We start from the raw sequence: 16,694 nt of genomic DNA, 5'->3' as shown, positions 1-16,694 counted from the left end.
CCGGAAGCGACGGCGGTGCGAAGGATTCGAATGCTCACGCTACTTTCCTCCGGTCAAGGGGATGCGCTGGGTTTCCTGGAATCCCGTGAAGCCGATTTCCGCGGATTCGTACCCGATGTCCACCACTCTGTACGTGCCGAAGATGGAATCGCCCTTCTCCGCGAGGACGGTTCCCGATGGGCCCGCGAAGACGCCGAGGCGGGCTTCCGGACGCCCGAAGTACCCGACGAAATGGAACGTGATGGGGGGAGGCTGGGGGGGCGGCGGATTCAGCCGGAGTTCCTCCTCCCTCTTCTTCCGCTCTTCCTCGGCCTTCTTCCGGGCCTCCTCCGCCCTCGCCGCGGCCTCCTCGGCCTGGCGCTTCCTTTCGGCCACGACCGCCGGATCCTCCTCGAAGGCGAAGAGGTTCCGTGGAGTCTCTTCGGCGGGGGCTTCCGCCGGAGACAGGGCCTCCAGCGAGAGGGCGGGAAGCTGCGAGAGGTCCGCCTTGGTCTCCTGCCTGCGCTTCGGCCGCGCCGCGGGGGCTTCGTCCTGCTCCGGATCCAGGGAACCCTGCGGCGGGGCCCCCGTGCTCCCTCCGCAGGATGACAAGGTCGCCAGGAGCAGCGCGAAACAGAGGAGCCTCATCGAAGCGCTCATGGAGCCTCCTCCGGAGCCGTCTCCTCCGAGGCCACGAACGCGGTGGAAACCTGAAGGTTCATCCGGAGCAAGACGCCCGTCTGCGTGCCCCCGCTCAAGGCCAGTTCGTCCACGGAGAGGAACTGGGGGGAGGCGAGGAGGTCCCGAATGAAGGCCTTGACGGCCGGGTACGTGCCGCCCAGGGGGAGTTGCACGGTCAGGCGGAGGTAGCGGTTGGCCCAGGGCCCAAGGGGGGGCCTCGGAAGGAGTTCGTAGGAGTACCCCACGTTCTGGAGGTCCAGCCCATTGGCCTCGACCAGCCGCTGAATCTCGGTCTGGACGGCCACGAGTCGCTGCTCCTGGGTGAGGAGCACCTTGTCCCGGAGTTCCTCCATGACCTTGCGGTTGACGACAAGCCGTTCGGCGGCCTCGCTGAGCTTCTTGTGTTCGGCCTCCATCTCCCGGAGGGCTTTCCGGTTGGCCTCCACGGTCTCCTTCATGGCCTTCGTGTGGGCGTCGAGTTTGGAGACGCCGAACGCGTAAAGCCCCACGTTGAGGGCCACGACGGCGGTTCCCGCTCCGAGGACGAGGGCGAGCCTCCGGAAGAGGATCTGATCAAGGTTCACGGGGGGCCTCCGGCAGGTATTCGCAAGTCATGGAAAAGGTGACCCAGGGGCTCCCGGGCTCCTTCTGCTCGCCCTCCAGCTTGCCGGCGCGGAACCGGGGATCGCTGAACAGGTTCTCCTCCAGCTTGAGCAGTTCCCCCCTCGGATTGGCGACGCCGCGCAGTTGCACCTGGACCACCCCGGACTCCTTCACCTTCGGGGTCACGGCCGTGAGCATGACCCCGTAGGGCTTCACCCGCTCGAGGTCCGACAGGAATCGGGGCCAGTCGAAGCGCTTGGCTTCGATGAGCCGGGCGAGGAAGGCGACCTCTCCCGCAAAGGCCCCGGTGTCCCGGCCCTCGAGGGCGGCCTTCCGCTCGCCCATCTCCCTCTGGAGGGTTTCCATGCGCTGTCGCTGGTGGAGCAGGATCTTCCTCTCGCTCCGGAATTCGCGGCCGACGACGAAGAAGGTCGCCAGGTTGAACAGGGTGAGGATCACCGCGGCGCCGGCCACGAGGAGGGCGAGAGCGGCGGGAATGGTGCGGTTGAAGAAGGGGACGTCCGCGAAGTTCATCCAGACGCGTCTCATGGACATCCCTCCAGGACCCCGTACAGGGGCAGGGCCGCCTCCACGGGCGCCCCGGCCGGCGCGGCCGGAAGGAGTGAGGCGAAATCGTTCACGCGAACCCCCTCTTCAAGTTCCTCCTCGAAGGGAAGGGCCAGCCCCGGCGGATGCCGGCGGACCCAGACGGACGAGAGTTTCGACCCGCCCACGCGATCTCGGAAGTAGGCCAGCGTGAGGCGCATTTCTTGAGCAAGCCTTTCCGTCTCCTCCGCCTCCTCCCTCTCGAAGGCGGCCAGGTCCTTGCACCGGAAGAAGGCGGGGATTCCACGGTCCACGAACAGCAGGGAGAGATAGGTCTCTGTGCGGTTGACCAGGAGGGCGCTTCCGTCGGAAGGCAGCGCTCCTCGCGCTTCGGCGAGGGACAGCAGCGCCAGGCTGGACGGGCCCAGGAAGCCGACATGGCAGCCCCTGCGAGCGAATGCCTCCTCCAAGGCCGCGGCGTCGGCTTCCCGGCACACGGCCACGAGGAGCGACACCGTCCCGCCGGACCGCGAGAGCACCTCGTACCGGAGCCGGACCTGGTCCAGGGGCGCGTTCAGGAGCTTTCGAAGCTGCCACAGGATCACCTGGGCGCGCTCCTTTTCTTCCCTTGGGAAATCCTCCACCGCGAGGACCTGGATCTTGAAGAACGGGTCGCCGACCACCACCGAAAGCCGCTTCGGTGCCCCCAGGTGGGTCATCAGGGACTCCGCCGACCGCTCGAGGGCTTCCCCCTCCGGAAGGAACGCCTCCGACCCGGAAGAGAGCGCCTCCTCGTGGCGCACGAGGGTGGTCAAGTCCTTTCGAGCCTCCGCCACCCGGAGCCCGTACAGATGAGGCGGCTCCAGGAGCGCCGCCACCGGCGGGATGGTGGGACGGAACCTGGTGAGCCAGTTTCTCAGGTGCCCCTCGAGCTGCATGACGTGTCCTCCAGCCGGCCGCCTTCCCCGGGCACGGCCCCGGGATCAATCCTCGACGAACGTCACCTTGTTGATCTCCTTGAGGGTGGTCTGTCCGGAGAGCAAGACCCGGACGGCCGACTCGCGCAACGTGACCATCCCCTCCTCCCTCGCCGCCTTCTTGATCTCGCTGGACGGCTTCCGGTCGATGATGAGTTCCCGGATCCGGTCGGAAAGCTCCAGCAGCTCCGAAATGGCCATGCGCCCACGGAATCCCGTGCCGTTGCAGTCCAGGCAGCCGACCCCCCGGTAGAGTTGCGCGCCGGCGGCGAGGTCGGGCGGGATCCGGTTGTCCACGAGGAGTTCCCGGGGGTACGTCACGCTCTCCCGGCAGGAGGGGCAGATCCGGCGCACCAGCCGCTGAGCCAGAACGCAGTTCAGGGCCGAGACGAAGTTGTAGGGCTCCACCTTCATGTTGAGGAAGCGTCCGAGGACGTCCACCACGTTGTTGGCGTGGACCGTGGTGAAGACGAGGTGTCCCGTGAGCGCGGACTGGATGGCGATGTTGGCCGTCTCCTCGTCGCGGATCTCCCCCACCATGATCTTGTCCGGGTCGTGCCGGAGGATGGACCTCAGTCCCCGGGCGAAGGTGAGCCCCTTCTTCTCGTTGACCGGAATCTGAGTCACCCCGCGCAGCTGGTACTCGACGGGGTCCTCGATGGTGATCATCTTGTACTCGGCCGACTGGATCTCCGAAAGCACGGCGTACAGGGTCGTGGTCTTGCCGGAACCGGTGGGGCCCGTGACGAGGAGCATGCCGTAGGGCTCGTTGGCGTGGCGGCGGATCCTCCTCATCACCTCCGGCTCGAAACCCAGCACGTCCAGGCTCAGATTCTTGAACTCCTCGCTCGTGGACTCCTTGTCGAGGATCCGGATCACGCAGTCCTCGCCGTGGATGGTGGGGATCACGCTCACGCGGAAGTCGACGGTGCGGCCCTTGATCTTGAGCTTGAACCGCCCGTCCTGGGGCACGCGCTTTTCGGCGATGTCCAGTTCGGCCATGACCTTGATGCGGGAGATGATCGTGGCATGGAATCGCTTGTCGATGGGATCCATGGCCGGGTAGAGGACGCCGTCGATCCGGTACTTGATGACGACCTCCGTCTCTCCGGTTTCCACGTGGATGTCGCTCGCCCTGCGCTGGAGCGCGTTGAACACGGTGAAGTCCACGAGCTTGATGATGGGCGAGGTGTCCTCGGAGAGCTTGTCGATGGAGATGACGCCCTCCTCGCCTTCCTCCGCGTCCTCCCGTACGATCTGGATCCGAAAGTCCTCGCTGACCTCCTCCAGGACGCGCTGACTCGACTCGGACTTCTTCAGAACGTCCTGGATCTCGCTCCGGACCCCCACGAAGAGGCGGAGGGGCCTCTTCATGAGGGCCTCGAGTTCGTCGATCATGGTGACATCCGAGGGGTCCGCGGCCACCACGGACAGGAACGCCCCTTCCTCCCGGTACGGGACAAAGGTGTAGCGGAACATGAGGTCCACGGGGATGGAGAGGAAGAGCCCCGTGTCCACCCGGAAGTCCTTCAGGGACATGAAGGGGAGCCGCAACGACTCGGCGAGGCGCCGGGCGCTCTTCTCTTCGTTCAGGAGCTCCCCGTCCGTCGGGAGCCGGGAGGTGAGTTCACCGGGCGACGCGGCCATGGCTCTCTCCAACACCGTAGCGCCGAATTCGGCGAGTGCATGCGGCGGACCATCCGATCTCGTTCATCTGCGATGCGGCTCCGCGGGCCCTCGGCGGGCCCCTATCCGCTCACCAGGTTGTACATGGAGAAGAGCGGCATGTATACCGAGAGTACCACGAGGGCGATGAGGACGGCCATGAACAGGAGCAGGGCCGGCTCGAGGAGGGCGACGAAGCGCTCCACGGCGGTGGATAGCTCTTCGTCGTAGAACTGGCTCACCTGGTCGAGCATCTCCGCCAGCGATCCCGTGGACTCCCCCACCTCCACCATTTCGACGGCCATGGGCGTCATGACGTTCGTTTTCTGGAGGCTGGACCACAGGGCCTGGCCCTCCAGCACCTGCCGCTTCACGTTTCGAAGCTCCACCTTGTAGAGCTCGTTGCTCATGGCCTCGGCGACCACGTCGAGGGCCGTCACGATGGGGATGCCTCCCGCCACCAGCGTGCCCAGGGTCCGGCACATCTGGGAGATGTTGTACCGGCGGATGTTGACTCCCAGAAGCGGGAGGCGCATGCGTACGCGGGCGAGCCAGAGCCGGCCCTCGGGCCGCGCGGAGAGGACCTTGAAGAGGACCGGCGCCGCGATGAGGGCCGCCAGGGCGAGGGGCCAGCCCACCTGGGCCACTTTGGAGGCCGCGAGGACGATCTGGGTGATGGCGGGCAGGGCGGCCCCGGAGCCCATGAACAGCTCGGAGAACTTGGGGACGATGACGGTCAGAAGAAGAAAGATCAGGGCCACCGAGAGGGTAAGGAGGATGACGGGATAGATGAGGGCGGACATCACCTTTTTCTGGATGGACTGCACCGTCTTGAGGTAGAAGAGATACCGCTGGATGACCGTCACCAGTTCGCCCGAGCGTTCCCCGGCGGCCAGCGTCGCCGAGTAGATGGCCGGGAAGGCGTTGCCGCGGTTGGCAAAGGCCTCGGAAAGGGAGGCTCCCGCGCGGACGTCGTCGCGGACCTGGCTCAGAATCTTCTGGAACCCGCCTTCCCGCTCGTGGGCCAGGAGCAGGTCCAGGGCCGTCAGGACGGGGAGTCCGGCCTTCAGCAGAGCCGTGAACTCCTGATTGAAGAGGATGAAGTCTCGCAGGCGGACGCGCCGCTGGGAGGAAGCCACGCCGCCGAGGAGGTTCTCCCAAGCCCGGGCCGGCCGGATGGAGAAGACGAAATACCCCTTCTCTTCGAGCTGGCCCCGGAGGGCCCCCTCGCTCGGGGCCACAATCTCCTGAATCGAAACCTCTCCGGTGGAGGACCCCACCCGGCACCGAAACCTCGGCATCAGGGGACCTCCGGCCGGTCCACCTCGGGCAGGAGGGTGGGGGTGATCCTGAGGCGCAATGGGGGGACCTCCTCCCGGGCTCGAAGGAGAAAGAGCGTGGGTTCGCCCTCGGGGAGCACGGCGGCGCCCCGCAGGAGGTCCTTCGAGGCGTCCCCCTTGCCGGGGCGCCAGGAGAGCCGGAGGCTCTTCAGGCCGAGGCGGCGCCGGGACGGATCGAACCCCTGGGCCTCCGCATCCAGCCGGAAATCCTCTCCGAGAGAGCAATCGCCCCGGCCGCCCTCCCTCAGGTCGATGACGCCCCGGTGGGTGACCTCCGGGCGCAGCGACGCGGACCACTCGGTCGCGTCCACAAAGGCCGGAGATTGCTTGAACGGACCTCCCGCCGAGGGCTTCGGCAGGACCTCCAGGGCCGCTTCGAGGGCGAAGCGGCGCGCCGGGGTGTCCAGGTCAAGAAGGAGCCGGCGGAGGCCGGGAAGCCGGGAGGCATCGTCCTCCACCGACAGGGAGTTTCCGGATCCATCCACGGTGATGCGCCCTCGGGGACCGAGTTCCTCGGTGACGCGCCCGACCACGGACCGCACGTCCCGGTGCTTGAGCGTGTAGCGGAAACTCGCCAGTTGCTGGGCGGCGAACCACAAGGGAAGAACGGACGCCAACGCCAGGACCATCCATGTCCTTCGACTCATCCGGGCTCCTCCACGATCACCACGAGGGCCCTGTCGGCCTCCAGCGCAGAGCCGCCATCCGCCTGGAACGCGGGCGAGGACGCCGCCGGGACGACGGCGTTCAGAAGCGGCTCGGAACGGGGGACGGGGATCCCCACCCAAAGCGCGACGCCCAGCCCCGCGAGGAGTCCCAAGGCCGCCACCCTGGCCGCGGCGCGACGCCTTCTCCGCGCCCGAATGCGCCCACCGAGCCGCAAGGTGAACTCGTCCCATGCCTCCGGCGACCGCCGGGCGGAAGCGAAGTCCTCGATCTTCAAAGGGAGATCCCCCTCTCCTCCAGGCGCCGCTGGACCTTTCGCCTGGCCTGCATGGCCTGGTTCCTGACGGTGCTCTCGGCCACCCCAAGGGAAGAGGCGATGGCCCGAAAGTCCAGGCCCTCCACGAACCGCAGAAGGAAGACGGCCCTTTCATGGGCGGGGAGGACCTCCAAGGCCGCCGCCAATGCGTCCTCGACCTCCCTCGTCCAAAGGGTCTGCTCCGCCTTCGGGGCCACCGAAAAGGCGTCCAGGACGTCCGGCTCGGGGAGGACACGGCGAGTCTCCTCCCGGCGGAGGTGGTCGATGGCCCGGTTCACGCAGAACCGGCGGAGCCATGCTTCGGGCTCCTCGGGAAGCCCCGCCCTTCCCCGCTCCCAGAGCGCGAGGTAGGCCTCTTGAAGGACCTCGTCCGCGATGGCATCCCGTCCCGTCATCCGCCTCACCGTCCAGAAAAGGCTCTCTCGCGTGCCCGCCACCACTTGGTCGAAGGCCTCGGGGTCGCCGCCGAAGGCAAGCCTCAGAAGGGACCGCAGTATCCCCCCCTTCACGCCGGCCCTCCCGACTGTAAGACGGACGGTGGGCGGTTCCGTCTAGCCCTTCTGCGCAGCACGATGTAGGCGACCAGGGCCGTGCCACTCCCGCCGGCCGCCGAAAGGAGCACCGCCCCCAGGAGGAAAGCCGCGAGGTCACCGCCTCCGGCGAAAGGACCCGGAAAGAGGATTCGGCCCACCGCGAAGGCGACGGCCAGGATGGCCGGCGCCGTAAAGGGCTGCCAGATCAGGGTCCCCGCGAGCACGGCCGGGCGGTTCAGGCGGAGAAGAAACGCCAGGAGGAGTGCGATGGCCGTCTGGAAGGGGACCACGGGCAGGAGACCGATGGCCACGCCCAGGCCCGCTCCGGCGGCCGTCCTGGCCGGCGTATCCCCGAGCCCGAGGACCGCCCGCGCGGCCTCACCGAACGAAGTGGTCGAACCCTCTGGGAAGAAGCGGCTCACTCCGTCCTCCGGGCCACCGTAGCTCAAGGGCCTCACCTTCGACCAGCCGTCCGATCCGGAAGGGCGGACCCGCGGCCCCCACCCATTCCGGGTCCGGCTCCCCACCCGCCGCAAACAGGAGGACCTGGTCCTCCCCTCCAAGAACCGCCTCCCTCGCCGACTCCTCGCTCCACTCGCCGGCCCGCGGGTCAACCGGGATGCGCTCGGCCTCCACTACGGCTCCGCATCCCGATGCCCCGCAGAGCCGGTGGAGATCCAGAGCCAGCCCGTCCGAGACGTCGATGCAGCAGGTCGCCCCCCCGGGGCGGGCCAGGGACAGGCCCAGGAGCGTCTGCGCCGGCGGGCGGTAGAAGCGGTCCAGAAGGCCCTGGACCGGGTCCTTCGGGGGGGCCTCCTCGAAGCGGTCCAGGACGGCCCCCTGCTGGAAGGCCCGAAGGGCCGCCCTGGCGCCGCCCACGCTCCCCGACAGATAGAGGGCGTCTCCCGGTCGTCCTCCGGCGCGTGTGAGCGGCCGGTCACCCGCCAATCCGATCAAGGTGAGGCTCAGAACCAGCCCCCCTGGGCTCCCGCTCAAGTCGCCCCCGCAAAGTCCCACCCCTTCCCGACGGGCCAGGTTCCTCATCCCGTCCAGAAGGCCCTCCACGTAACCGTCCTCCAGTCCATCCGGAATGCCCAGGGTGAGGAGGAGGAAGCGCGGCATGGCGCCGACCGCCGCGAGATCGGACAGGTTCGCCGCCAGCGCCTTATGGCCGAGGGCCTCGGGGGGTGCCCACCGCCGCTCGAAGTCGACGCCCTCCACGAGGGCGTCCGTCGTCACCGCGTATCGGGCGGGGGGCAAGACGCAGGCGTCGTCCCCGAGGTCCACTTCCGCCCCGGATGGCCCCCACGTTCTCTGAATGTGCCGGATCCAATCGGCCTCGCCCCGGCGGGGTCCGGTCACGGGCGCGCGCCCCCGTTCGCCCCGAACTGGTCGATCTTCGAATTCAGGGTGTTTCGGTGCATCCCCAGCTTTTTCGCGGCCTTGCTGCGGTTTCCGTCGCATGTGGCCAGGGTCCGTTCAATGTAGAGGCGCTCGATTTCGCCTTGGGTTTCCTTCAGCGTGATTCCGAGGCGGATGAGAAGGTCCACGATCTCACGAAGGTGGCCGTTCAGATCCTTGTTCTCAACGAAGGGGTCCCCGAAGGGAAGCCGATTCACCTTGCCTACCCCCCTGTTCCGCCGCTCGCGCGGCGAAGCCCGCCCTCACGCCGGAAGTTGCTTCAGACTCTTCTCGTGCCTCTTGGCGATCAGCAGCATCTGGTCCTTCATGGTCAGCTTTTTCTTTTTGACCTCCGCCACGCGGACCTCTTCTTCAGGGCTCAAGAACCCTTTCTTCGCGAGAGCCTCCAACTCCTGTTCGTATTCCTGGTGCTTCTCGTAGAGCCGGCGAAACTCCTCGTCGTTCTTGGCAAGGTATTCTCGAACCTGCTGACTCAACTGCATGAGGGTCTCCCTCCCCGCGCGGAGAAGCTTACCGCGGCCGCATGAAGATGCGGTCCCAACGGGTTTTTCCGAAGAAGTGGACGATCTTGTCGAGGAACCGCCGGGCCACGTCTCCAGGCGAGTTCCGGAGGTAGTCGTAGTCGCCTTCCTTGAAGGACCACCAGACAACCCATGCCCTGCCGAGGACCATTCGGGCGTCGAGGGCGCCCCAATACCGGCTGTCCTCGCTGTTCATCCGGTTGTCTCCCATCATGAAAAGGTGGCCTTCGGGGATACGATAAGGCCCGAAATTACCCCGGTCAAGAGCGTCGAGCCCGTCCTTGCCCTTGAGGCTCACCTGCACCCGGTCCGGGAGGTAGTCCACCCGGAATGCCTCCGGAGTCTTCAGGAAGTCGGGGAGTTCCGGGACCTCGGTCCCCTCCGGGATCTCCGGCACGGACTCGTAGGTTCCGCGGTAGGGTTCGGGCAAGAGGGTGTACCCCTCCACAAGCATCTTTCCGTTCAGGAAGACCTTGTGGTTCACGAGCTGGATCACGTCCCCCGGCATGGCCACCACGCGCTTGATGAACGGGACCTGGGGATTTCCGGGGAACTTGAACACAACGATGTCCCCCCTGCGGATGTCCCTCATGGGGAGGATCTTGCGCTCCCAGTCGAAGGTGGAGGGACCGTAGAGGAAGGAATTCACGATCAGGCGGTCCCCCACGAGCAAGGTGTTCTTCATGGACCCGGATGGGATGTTGCTGTTCTGGAATACCCACGTCCTCGCGAAGAGGACGAAGATCAAGACCACGCAGATGGTCTCCCAGTAGTCCCGGAGGGTGCCCTTGGGCAAAACGTCCGCCTCGGCCACGCCGACCTTGGCTCCATCCTTTGGTGCCATTCTGACTCCCCGCACGGCGCCACGACCACGGCGCAATTTTTAACTTTAACCGGGCCCGAGGCGTCAAGTCAAACCCGACGCCTCCCGGCGTGCTGGGGCCGGGCAACGGGATGGGGGGATCGAGCCCGAACCGCCCATGCGCCTTGACCGGTCGCGGGGCGGCACTTACCATGAACGGGAGCAGGAGGGAATCATGCCCCGCATCGCCCTGTTGCCCGGGGACGGAATCGGCCCCGAGGTCACGGCGGAAGTGGTCAAGGTCCTGGAGGCCCTCCGATCCCGGGGGATCCCCCTGGAATGGGAGGTCTTCGGGAGTTCGGCGGACACCTACCTGACCACCGGCTCGGCGCTCCCCGAGGACGTGTTCCAGCGTCTTTCCGCGTACGACGCCATCTTCGCGGGGGCCTTCGGGGACCCGCGGATACCCGATTCGGCGCACGCCCGCGAGATCCTGCTCGGCCTTAGGTTCCGCCTGGACCTCTACGTGAACCTGCGCCCCGTTCGACTGCTCTGCGAGGAGCACACGCCGCTGCGAAACCGCGGCCTTGGGGACGTGGAATTCCTCATCCTCCGCGAGAATACGGAGGGGCCTTACGTGGGCGCCGGGGGCGGATTCAAGACGGGCACCCCGGACGAAGTGGCCACGGACATCAGCCTGGCGACCCGACGGGGCGTGGAGCGCATCCTCCGCTTCGCCTTCGCCGCCGCCGCCTCGAAGCCCCGCCGGAGGCTGGCCATGGCCGACAAGCACAATGCGCTCCGGCATACCTCAGGCCTGTGGTTCCGGCTGTTCAAGGCCCTGAAAGAGGAGTACCCGGAGGTGGACGCGCGGCACTACTTCGCGGACAACCTCGCCTGCCAGATGGTCCTCGATCCAACGCAGTTCGAAGTCATCGTCACGGACAACCTCTTCGGCGACCTCTTGTCGGACCTGGGGGCCGCCCTGGCCGGAGGCCTGGGCCTCGCCCCCTCGGCCAATCTCAATCCGGAAACGGGAAAGGCCCTGTTCGAGCCCGTCCACGGCTCCGCGCCGGACCTGGCCGGACGGGAGTCGGCCAATCCTTCGGCGGCCCTCCTCTCCGCCGCCCTCATGCTGGATCACCTGCGGTGCGCCGACTGGGGGTCCCGGCTTCGGGAAGCCGTCCGAGCCTGCCTTCGCGCGGGGCGGACCACCCGAGACCTCGGCGGTGTGCTGTCCACCTCCGCCGCCGGCGACGCCGTCGTCCGGGAGCTTCTCTACGGAGCGGATTCCCCGTGAGGGCCCTCACGCTCTCCGAAGCTCTCCTGGCCCGGGCCGCCGGCCGCCGGGATGCAAGCCCGGGGGACCTTCTGACCTGCCGGATCGACAAGTGCCTCGCCACGGACATCACGGCGCCCCTGTCCATCGAGGTCTTCCGCAAGATGGGCGCCCGGCGGGTCGCCCGTCCCGAGTCCCTGATTCTCGTGAACGACCACTTCGTGCCGGCCAAGGACATCGCGTCCGCGAACTTCGCCCGCGCCATGCGGGAATTCGCCCAGGAGCAGAAGGTCGGGCAGTATTTCGAGGTGGGCCGATCGGGGATCTGCCATGCCCTCGTGGCGGAGCGGGGACTCGTCTCCCCCGGGGAGATCTTCGTGGGCGCCGACTCCCACACCTGCACGGCGGGAGCCCTGGGCGCTTTCGCCACCGGCGTCGGAAGCACCGACCTGGCGGCCGTATGGGCCCTCGGAGAGTTGTGGTTTCGCGTTCCCGAGACGGTCCGCGTGGTGCTCGATGGCGCGCTCCGCCCACCCGTGACGAGCAAGGACGTGATCCTAAAGGTCCTTTCGGAGATCGGCGTGGACGGGGGGCGCTACATGGCCATCGAGTTCGCGGGCGACGGCCTCGCCTCCCTGCCCATGGAAGCCCGGCTCACGCTGTGCAACATGGCCGTGGAGGCCGGCGCGAAGGCAGGTTTGGTCCCACCCGATGCGGTGACCGCGCGATGGGTCGCCGAAAAAGGGGGCACACTGGATCTCGCCCTGTCGCCGGACTCCGGCGCCCGGTACGCGCAGACCCTTACCGTGGAACTCTCGAAGCTTGAGCCGCTGGTGGCGGTCCCTTTCCTCCCGAGCCTGGTCCGACCTGCCCGCGAACTTCGCGGGACGGTCGTGGATCAGGTCTTCATCGGCTCCTGCACCAACGGCTATCTCCCCGACCTGCGGGACGCCGCCCGCATCTTGAAGGGCCGAAAAGTGGCCGACGGCGTTCGCCTCATCGTCACCCCCGCCACCCAGGACGTATACCTCGCGGCCGCCCGGGAGGGAATCCTCTCCGACCTGGTGGAGGCCGGAGCGGCCGTCACGACGCCCACCTGCGGGGCGTGCCTCGGAGGTCACATGGGCGTATTGGGTTCGGGAGAGACGGCCCTGGCCACGACCAACCGGAACTTCAGGGGCCGGATGGGCGACACGAGTTCCCGCGTCTACCTCGCGAACCCGCTGGTGGCCGCCGCCACCGCCGTGGCGGGAACCATCAGCCTCCCCGAGGACCTTCCATGAATTCCCGAGCGCTCCTCAGCGGACGGGCCCGGGTATTCGGCGACCACGTGGACACGGACGTCATCATCCCGGCACGCCACTGCGCCACACTGGACGTCGCCGAACTCGGACGCCACGCCATGGAAGGGCTCGATCCAGAGTTCTCCTCTCGCGTCGGGCGGGGAGACGTGGTCGTCGCCGGGCGCAATTTCGGTTGCGGCAGCAGCCGGGAGACCGCCCCCCTGGCCCTCCTGGGCGCGGGGGTGGGCGCCGTCGTGGCGGTCTCCTTCGCGAGAATTTTCTTCAGAAACGCCCTGAACGTGGGTCTGCCGATCTTCGAGTGCCCCGATGGTGTCGCCGCATGCGCCGAGGGGGACCTCCTGGAAATCGACCCTTCGGCCGGCACGCTGACCCATTCCGGCACGGGGCGGATCTTCCGCCTCCCGCCGTACCCCCAAGAGCTGATCCGGATCGTGGACGCCGGGGGCCTCGTGCCCTACGTGCGCCGCCGTCTGGGTCTGGATTGAACGAAGCGCGTTCCGCCTAGCCCGCCGTGAAGGTCCGCACTTCGCTCTTGGTCTTGACCTTGTTCACGGTGGTCACGACCTGCCAATACAGGGTTCGCCCACCCTGCCCTTTCTTTCGAATCCACTCCAGGGCGGCTGCGCTCGGGATCCATCCGCTCACTTCCAGTTCGCTGCCCCCCGGGTGCGCTGTGTAGGTCTTATGGTTATCCGGGAAGTCCGGGGACACCGAGAGTTTGACCACATACTTGGCGCCTGCGGTCGGCCTCCAGGTGAAGACCGGCGGATTGAAGGCGGAGAGGTGGGCCCCGTCGCAGGGAAGATAGAGGGTGGCCCCTTGGCAGCTGGTTGAGCTCAAGGCCCACAGGCCGCCTTCCTGGGCCGAGACGACCACGGCGCCGTTGTCCAGAATGGCTCCCGCGTAGGAGAAGCCCGGCGTCTCGAAATAGGCTGAGGGAACGGCGGCCTCGGGATCGGAAAGGTCCATCTCCCTCAGCCCCGCCGATCCGTCGCACACGAGCATCCGGTCGCCGGAGAAAGAGAGGGAGAAGGAGGCATTCGAATCAATGTAGGCGAGCTTCTCGGGCTTGGTGGGGTCGGTCACGTCCGTGAGATTGATGGAACCTTCCAAGGTCGGCTGGAAGAGGTAGGCCCCCCGAAGGTAGAGCCTCCCCTGGTTCATGTCGTAGGAGATGGGCCCGCCGACTTTTTCCGGATTCTGGGGATCGGAAACGTCAAGGGCCCAGGTTCCTCCATCGCTCTGGGCCGCCCAGAGGAGATCCTCATCCCCGAGGGCGACCCCCGCGATGAACCCTGTTTCGGTCGTCCACTCTCCGATTTGGACGGGGTGGGCGGGATCCGTGATGTCCACCAGGAAGGCCCCCTTCGCTCCGGCGGCCACAGCCATTCTCGCGCCCGCCACCGCCACCTGTCCGGCCGATCCCTCGAAGGCAAAGGACCCCAGGAGAGAGGGCGCCGCCGGGTCGTTCAAACTGAACAGGAGCACGCCCGCATCCTGGCAGGAGGCCAGGAGGAGGCCCCCCGCCACGGTGAGGTCCACGGCGGGAGAAGGAACGGAGACCTCCGATTCGAGGGAGGGCGAGGAGGGCACCGAGAAATTCCAGGTCTGGATTTTCGAGTTCACGGCCACGTAAGCGCGGTTCCCCAGAGCGGCGAGCGCCCCCTTGGGGTAGTCCCCCACCAGGAGAGGGGAAAACGAGGGATGGTCCGGATCCCCGAGGTCCATGGCCCAGAGCCCGGCTTCGCCGCAGGCCAGGACGGCGCCGCCCGCGCCGGAGGCGCTCACGTTCAACGCCGGCACAGGCCCGGCGGCCACGGCCCGAGAAACGGGAGCCTGGGGATTCGTTACGTCCACGACGCGCGTCCCCTGGACGCCTTCCGCCACAGCCAAGAGGGCGTCCCCCCCCTCCATGAAGGCGGCACCGACGGCGCCCACGGCCTCCGGAAGGGAACCAAGAATTTTCGGAGCGTTCCAGGTCGAAAAGTCCACCAGGACCACCCCCAAATCCGAGTCCAGGGCCGCCACCAGCCGGTCCCGGATGGCCAAGGAGTGCACGGCGGCGAAGTGGGTCACCCGGGCAACCCTTTTCGGATTCTTCGGGTCGGCAATGGAATACACGAAGATCCCCTTGGCCCCACCGGCCACCAGGAGGGTGTTGCCGCTGACGAGGGAGTCCGTGAAGGCTGCGTTTGTAAAGTCCTTCACGTCAGCCTGCTTCGGTCGGGACGGGTCCTCCACGTTCAGCACCCGCAGGACGCTCGTGCCCCCCGTCAGGTAGGCCGCCTCACCGGACTCGTGCACGGCCACGCGCAGCGCGTCGGTCACGGGAAACCGGGAGACTATGGCGGGGGAAGCCGGAACGGACACATCCACGATGACCAGTCCCGTCTTTCCGGTGGCCAGGTAGAGGCGGCCCTGGGCGTAGTCCATGTCCAGTATGGTCCCCGCCTGGGTGAGGGTTCCCACGACGGGCCCGGCGGGAAGATTGTCGTTCACGATCAGCAGCGAGGGACCCGATGCGAACGCCCGGTAGGGGGGGGAGAGGGGAACCGTGAGACGGGCGGAGCTGGCAGGTATCCTGGACTCCACCGAGAAGCCCTCCTGGGTCACGTAGGGTTCTTGGGCAGCGGCGGACCCGAAGGCGGCCATCGCCCATGCGGCCGCGGCAAGAAGGAGACCCGTCCGAAGGTGCAGATTCCGCGTCATGCCTCCGTCCTTTCCGATCAGGGGAATGTCCCCGATCAGTTTAGCCGGGACGGACGGGCACGGTCAAGGAGAGCCGTTCTCGGGACTGATGGGCCGCACCGTGGCGAGCACGGGATAATCGTCCCTCAGAGAGCGGATGAGGCGGTGGTTCGGGGCCATTTCCTGGGCCTTCCGGAACGCCTCCACCCCCTCCTCCTCCTTCCCCGACGCCAGGAGGACCCGGGACAGCCAGGCGAACAGAAAGGGGTTGTTGGACTGGCGCTTGATGGCGGCCTTGAACCGGGACTCCGCCAAGACGTAATCGCCCTCGTGAAACGCATTCACGCCCTCGTTGAACAGGAAGAACGGATCCTCCTGGGCGATCTTTCGACCCATCTCGAGGATGGACTGGGCGACCTCGGGGCGCCGGGCCCCCCGGGCCGCCTGCACGGCGTTCGTGTAGAGGGGCTGGTAGGTGGGGAACTTCTCGATGGCCGCCTGGAGCAGGGCGAGGGCTTCCTCGAACCGGCCCTGCCTCATGAGAATCACGCCGAGGTTGTTCTGAAGCTCCTTCATCCCCGGGCGCTTGCTCACGAGAAACCGGACTATGGATTCGGCCCCGGCGATGTCCCCCCCGAGCATACGGTCCACGGCGATGTTGTTGTAAAAGAGCGCCACGGCGGTCGCATCGTCGATGGATTCATAGAGCCAGAGCCGCCAGTCGGAAGATTCCTCCGTGAAGTCCACGATGACGGTGTACGGACTGCTTCCAAGCCCGATGGCCCCGCCGCCGTACCCCACCGCCATGTGTGTGGACACGAAGAAGATCCCTTCCCGTTCGTAGTAGTTGCGGGCCTCGCTCACGTGGACGAAGTACGCGGGGATCTTGAGGTGCCGGGAGATCCCCATGAACAGGTTCGTATAGGAGAGACAGTCTCCCTTTTTCTGCTCGAAGGCCTGCACGGCCGTGAGGGAGAGGTTGTCCTCGTACCGGAAGTTCAGGTAGCCCCGATCGTTGAGGAACCGTATGGTTCTTCTCAATCGATCCACAGGGGTTCCGCCGAAGCCCACCTCCTTTTCCACCTCGAGTCGGATGGCGTCGTTCAGCTCGAAGGGATTTCCCAGGTTCAGGCCGGAAGATTCTCCGTCCTTCAGGAGCTCGGCCACCGTCAGCATGGGCTTTACGGGCTGCTTGGGGGCGCACGCCGCCAGCCCCAGAAGAATCGCCAGAACCGCCGCGCCCCAAACCCATCTCCCGGCCCTTTTCGCGCGTCCCATTCGGCCTCCTCGGTGCGACCAGGGCCCCAGCCCGGCGCGCCCGCCTTTTTCCATTCTACGAATCGGCCTCGACGGGAGTTTTCACCTGGAACCC

The 16,694-nt window shown here is 66.9% G+C and carries 19 protein-coding genes; 3 read left to right on the top strand and 16 right to left on the bottom strand.

Features of this window, described 5'->3' with window-relative positions:
* Positions 1-39 precede the first annotated feature (39 nt).
* From AB1824_10975 to lepB, 14 genes are all read right to left on the bottom strand, one after another.
* Positions 40-639: a hypothetical protein gene (locus AB1824_10975; protein MEW5765485.1), complete on the bottom strand. Its 600-nt coding sequence runs from the start codon at positions 637-639 to the stop codon at positions 40-42.
* Positions 636-1,244, bottom strand: a complete 609-nt coding sequence (locus AB1824_10970; GenBank protein MEW5765484.1) for a GspMb/PilO family protein — start codon at positions 1,242-1,244, stop codon at positions 636-638. Before AB1824_10970 ends, AB1824_10975 begins: the two co-directional genes overlap by 4 nt.
* On the bottom strand, positions 1,234-1,812 hold the full coding sequence (locus tag AB1824_10965; GenBank protein MEW5765483.1) for a hypothetical protein: 579 nt from the start codon (positions 1,810-1,812) through the stop codon (positions 1,234-1,236). Before AB1824_10965 ends, AB1824_10970 begins: the two co-directional genes overlap by 11 nt.
* Positions 1,809-2,747 carry a hypothetical protein gene (locus AB1824_10960; GenBank protein MEW5765482.1) on the bottom strand — a complete coding sequence of 313 codons (939 nt, stop codon included), beginning with the start codon at positions 2,745-2,747 and terminating at the stop codon, positions 1,809-1,811. The genes AB1824_10965 and AB1824_10960 overlap by 4 nt, the downstream gene beginning before the upstream one ends.
* A 45-nt stretch (positions 2,748-2,792) precedes the next feature.
* A complete protein-coding gene (locus AB1824_10955) occupies positions 2,793-4,433 on the bottom strand; it encodes a GspE/PulE family protein (GenBank protein MEW5765481.1) in 1,641 nt (546 codons plus the stop codon).
* Between the two features lie 101 nt (positions 4,434-4,534).
* Positions 4,535-5,752, bottom strand: a complete 1,218-nt coding sequence (locus tag AB1824_10950) for a type II secretion system F family protein (GenBank protein ID MEW5765480.1) — start codon at positions 5,750-5,752, stop codon at positions 4,535-4,537.
* Positions 5,752-6,438 carry a hypothetical protein gene (locus AB1824_10945; GenBank protein ID MEW5765479.1) on the bottom strand — a complete coding sequence of 229 codons (687 nt, stop codon included), beginning with the start codon at positions 6,436-6,438 and terminating at the stop codon, positions 5,752-5,754. The genes AB1824_10950 and AB1824_10945 overlap by 1 nt, the downstream gene beginning before the upstream one ends.
* Positions 6,435-6,734: a hypothetical protein gene (locus AB1824_10940; GenBank protein MEW5765478.1), complete on the bottom strand. Its 300-nt coding sequence runs from the start codon at positions 6,732-6,734 to the stop codon at positions 6,435-6,437. The genes AB1824_10945 and AB1824_10940 overlap by 4 nt, the downstream gene beginning before the upstream one ends.
* Entirely contained in the window at positions 6,731-7,282 is a 552-nt protein-coding gene (locus AB1824_10935; protein MEW5765477.1) for a sigma-70 family RNA polymerase sigma factor, read from the bottom strand. The genes AB1824_10940 and AB1824_10935 overlap by 4 nt, the downstream gene beginning before the upstream one ends.
* Positions 7,279-7,728: a DUF2062 domain-containing protein gene (locus AB1824_10930; GenBank protein ID MEW5765476.1), complete on the bottom strand. Its 450-nt coding sequence runs from the start codon at positions 7,726-7,728 to the stop codon at positions 7,279-7,281. The genes AB1824_10935 and AB1824_10930 overlap by 4 nt, the downstream gene beginning before the upstream one ends.
* Positions 7,685-8,668 (bottom strand): thiamine-phosphate kinase, encoded by a 984-nt coding sequence (gene thiL / locus AB1824_10925; GenBank protein ID MEW5765475.1) that lies wholly within the window; start codon positions 8,666-8,668, stop codon positions 7,685-7,687. Before thiL ends, AB1824_10930 begins: the two co-directional genes overlap by 44 nt.
* On the bottom strand, positions 8,665-8,925 hold the full coding sequence (locus AB1824_10920) for a helix-turn-helix domain-containing protein (GenBank protein ID MEW5765474.1): 261 nt from the start codon (positions 8,923-8,925) through the stop codon (positions 8,665-8,667). The genes thiL and AB1824_10920 overlap by 4 nt, the downstream gene beginning before the upstream one ends.
* A 45-nt stretch (positions 8,926-8,970) precedes the next feature.
* Positions 8,971-9,210, bottom strand: a complete 240-nt coding sequence (locus AB1824_10915; GenBank protein ID MEW5765473.1) for a YdcH family protein — start codon at positions 9,208-9,210, stop codon at positions 8,971-8,973.
* A gap of 28 nt (positions 9,211-9,238) precedes the next feature.
* The gene (gene lepB / locus AB1824_10910) at positions 9,239-10,093 is read right to left on the bottom strand and encodes a signal peptidase I (GenBank protein ID MEW5765472.1); all 855 of its coding nucleotides are present in this window, start codon (positions 10,091-10,093) and stop codon (positions 9,239-9,241) included.
* Positions 10,094-10,286: 193 nt separating this feature from the next.
* On the opposite strand from lepB, the gene AB1824_10905 reads away from it, so the two are divergent.
* From AB1824_10905 to leuD, 3 genes are read left to right on the top strand one after another with little or no spacing between them, the layout of a single operon-like run.
* Positions 10,287-11,351, top strand: coding sequence for an isocitrate/isopropylmalate family dehydrogenase (locus AB1824_10905; protein ID MEW5765471.1), 1,065 nt, complete (start codon positions 10,287-10,289; stop codon positions 11,349-11,351).
* Entirely contained in the window at positions 11,348-12,613 is a 1,266-nt protein-coding gene (locus AB1824_10900) for a 3-isopropylmalate dehydratase large subunit (protein MEW5765470.1), read from the top strand. The genes AB1824_10905 and AB1824_10900 overlap by 4 nt, the downstream gene beginning before the upstream one ends.
* On the top strand, positions 12,610-13,119 hold the full coding sequence (leuD, locus tag AB1824_10895; GenBank protein ID MEW5765469.1) for a 3-isopropylmalate dehydratase small subunit: 510 nt from the start codon (positions 12,610-12,612) through the stop codon (positions 13,117-13,119). Before AB1824_10900 ends, leuD begins: the two co-directional genes overlap by 4 nt.
* A gap of 16 nt (positions 13,120-13,135) precedes the next feature.
* On the opposite strand, the gene AB1824_10890 is transcribed toward leuD, so the two are convergent.
* The gene (locus AB1824_10890; protein ID MEW5765468.1) at positions 13,136-15,343 is read right to left on the bottom strand and encodes a hypothetical protein; all 2,208 of its coding nucleotides are present in this window, start codon (positions 15,341-15,343) and stop codon (positions 13,136-13,138) included.
* 63 nt (positions 15,344-15,406) lie between these two features.
* Complete coding sequence (locus AB1824_10885) at positions 15,407-16,600, bottom strand: tetratricopeptide repeat protein (protein ID MEW5765467.1); 1,194 nt, start codon at positions 16,598-16,600, stop codon at positions 15,407-15,409.
* Positions 16,601-16,694: the final 94 nt, after the last annotated feature.

It is taken from the genome of Acidobacteriota bacterium, assembly GCA_040752915.1.
GTDB lineage: Bacteria > Acidobacteriota > UBA4820 > UBA4820 > DSQY01 > JBFLVU01.
Note: the sequence above shows the minus strand (reverse complement) of the source record. Positions and strands in the feature narration are given on the sequence as shown.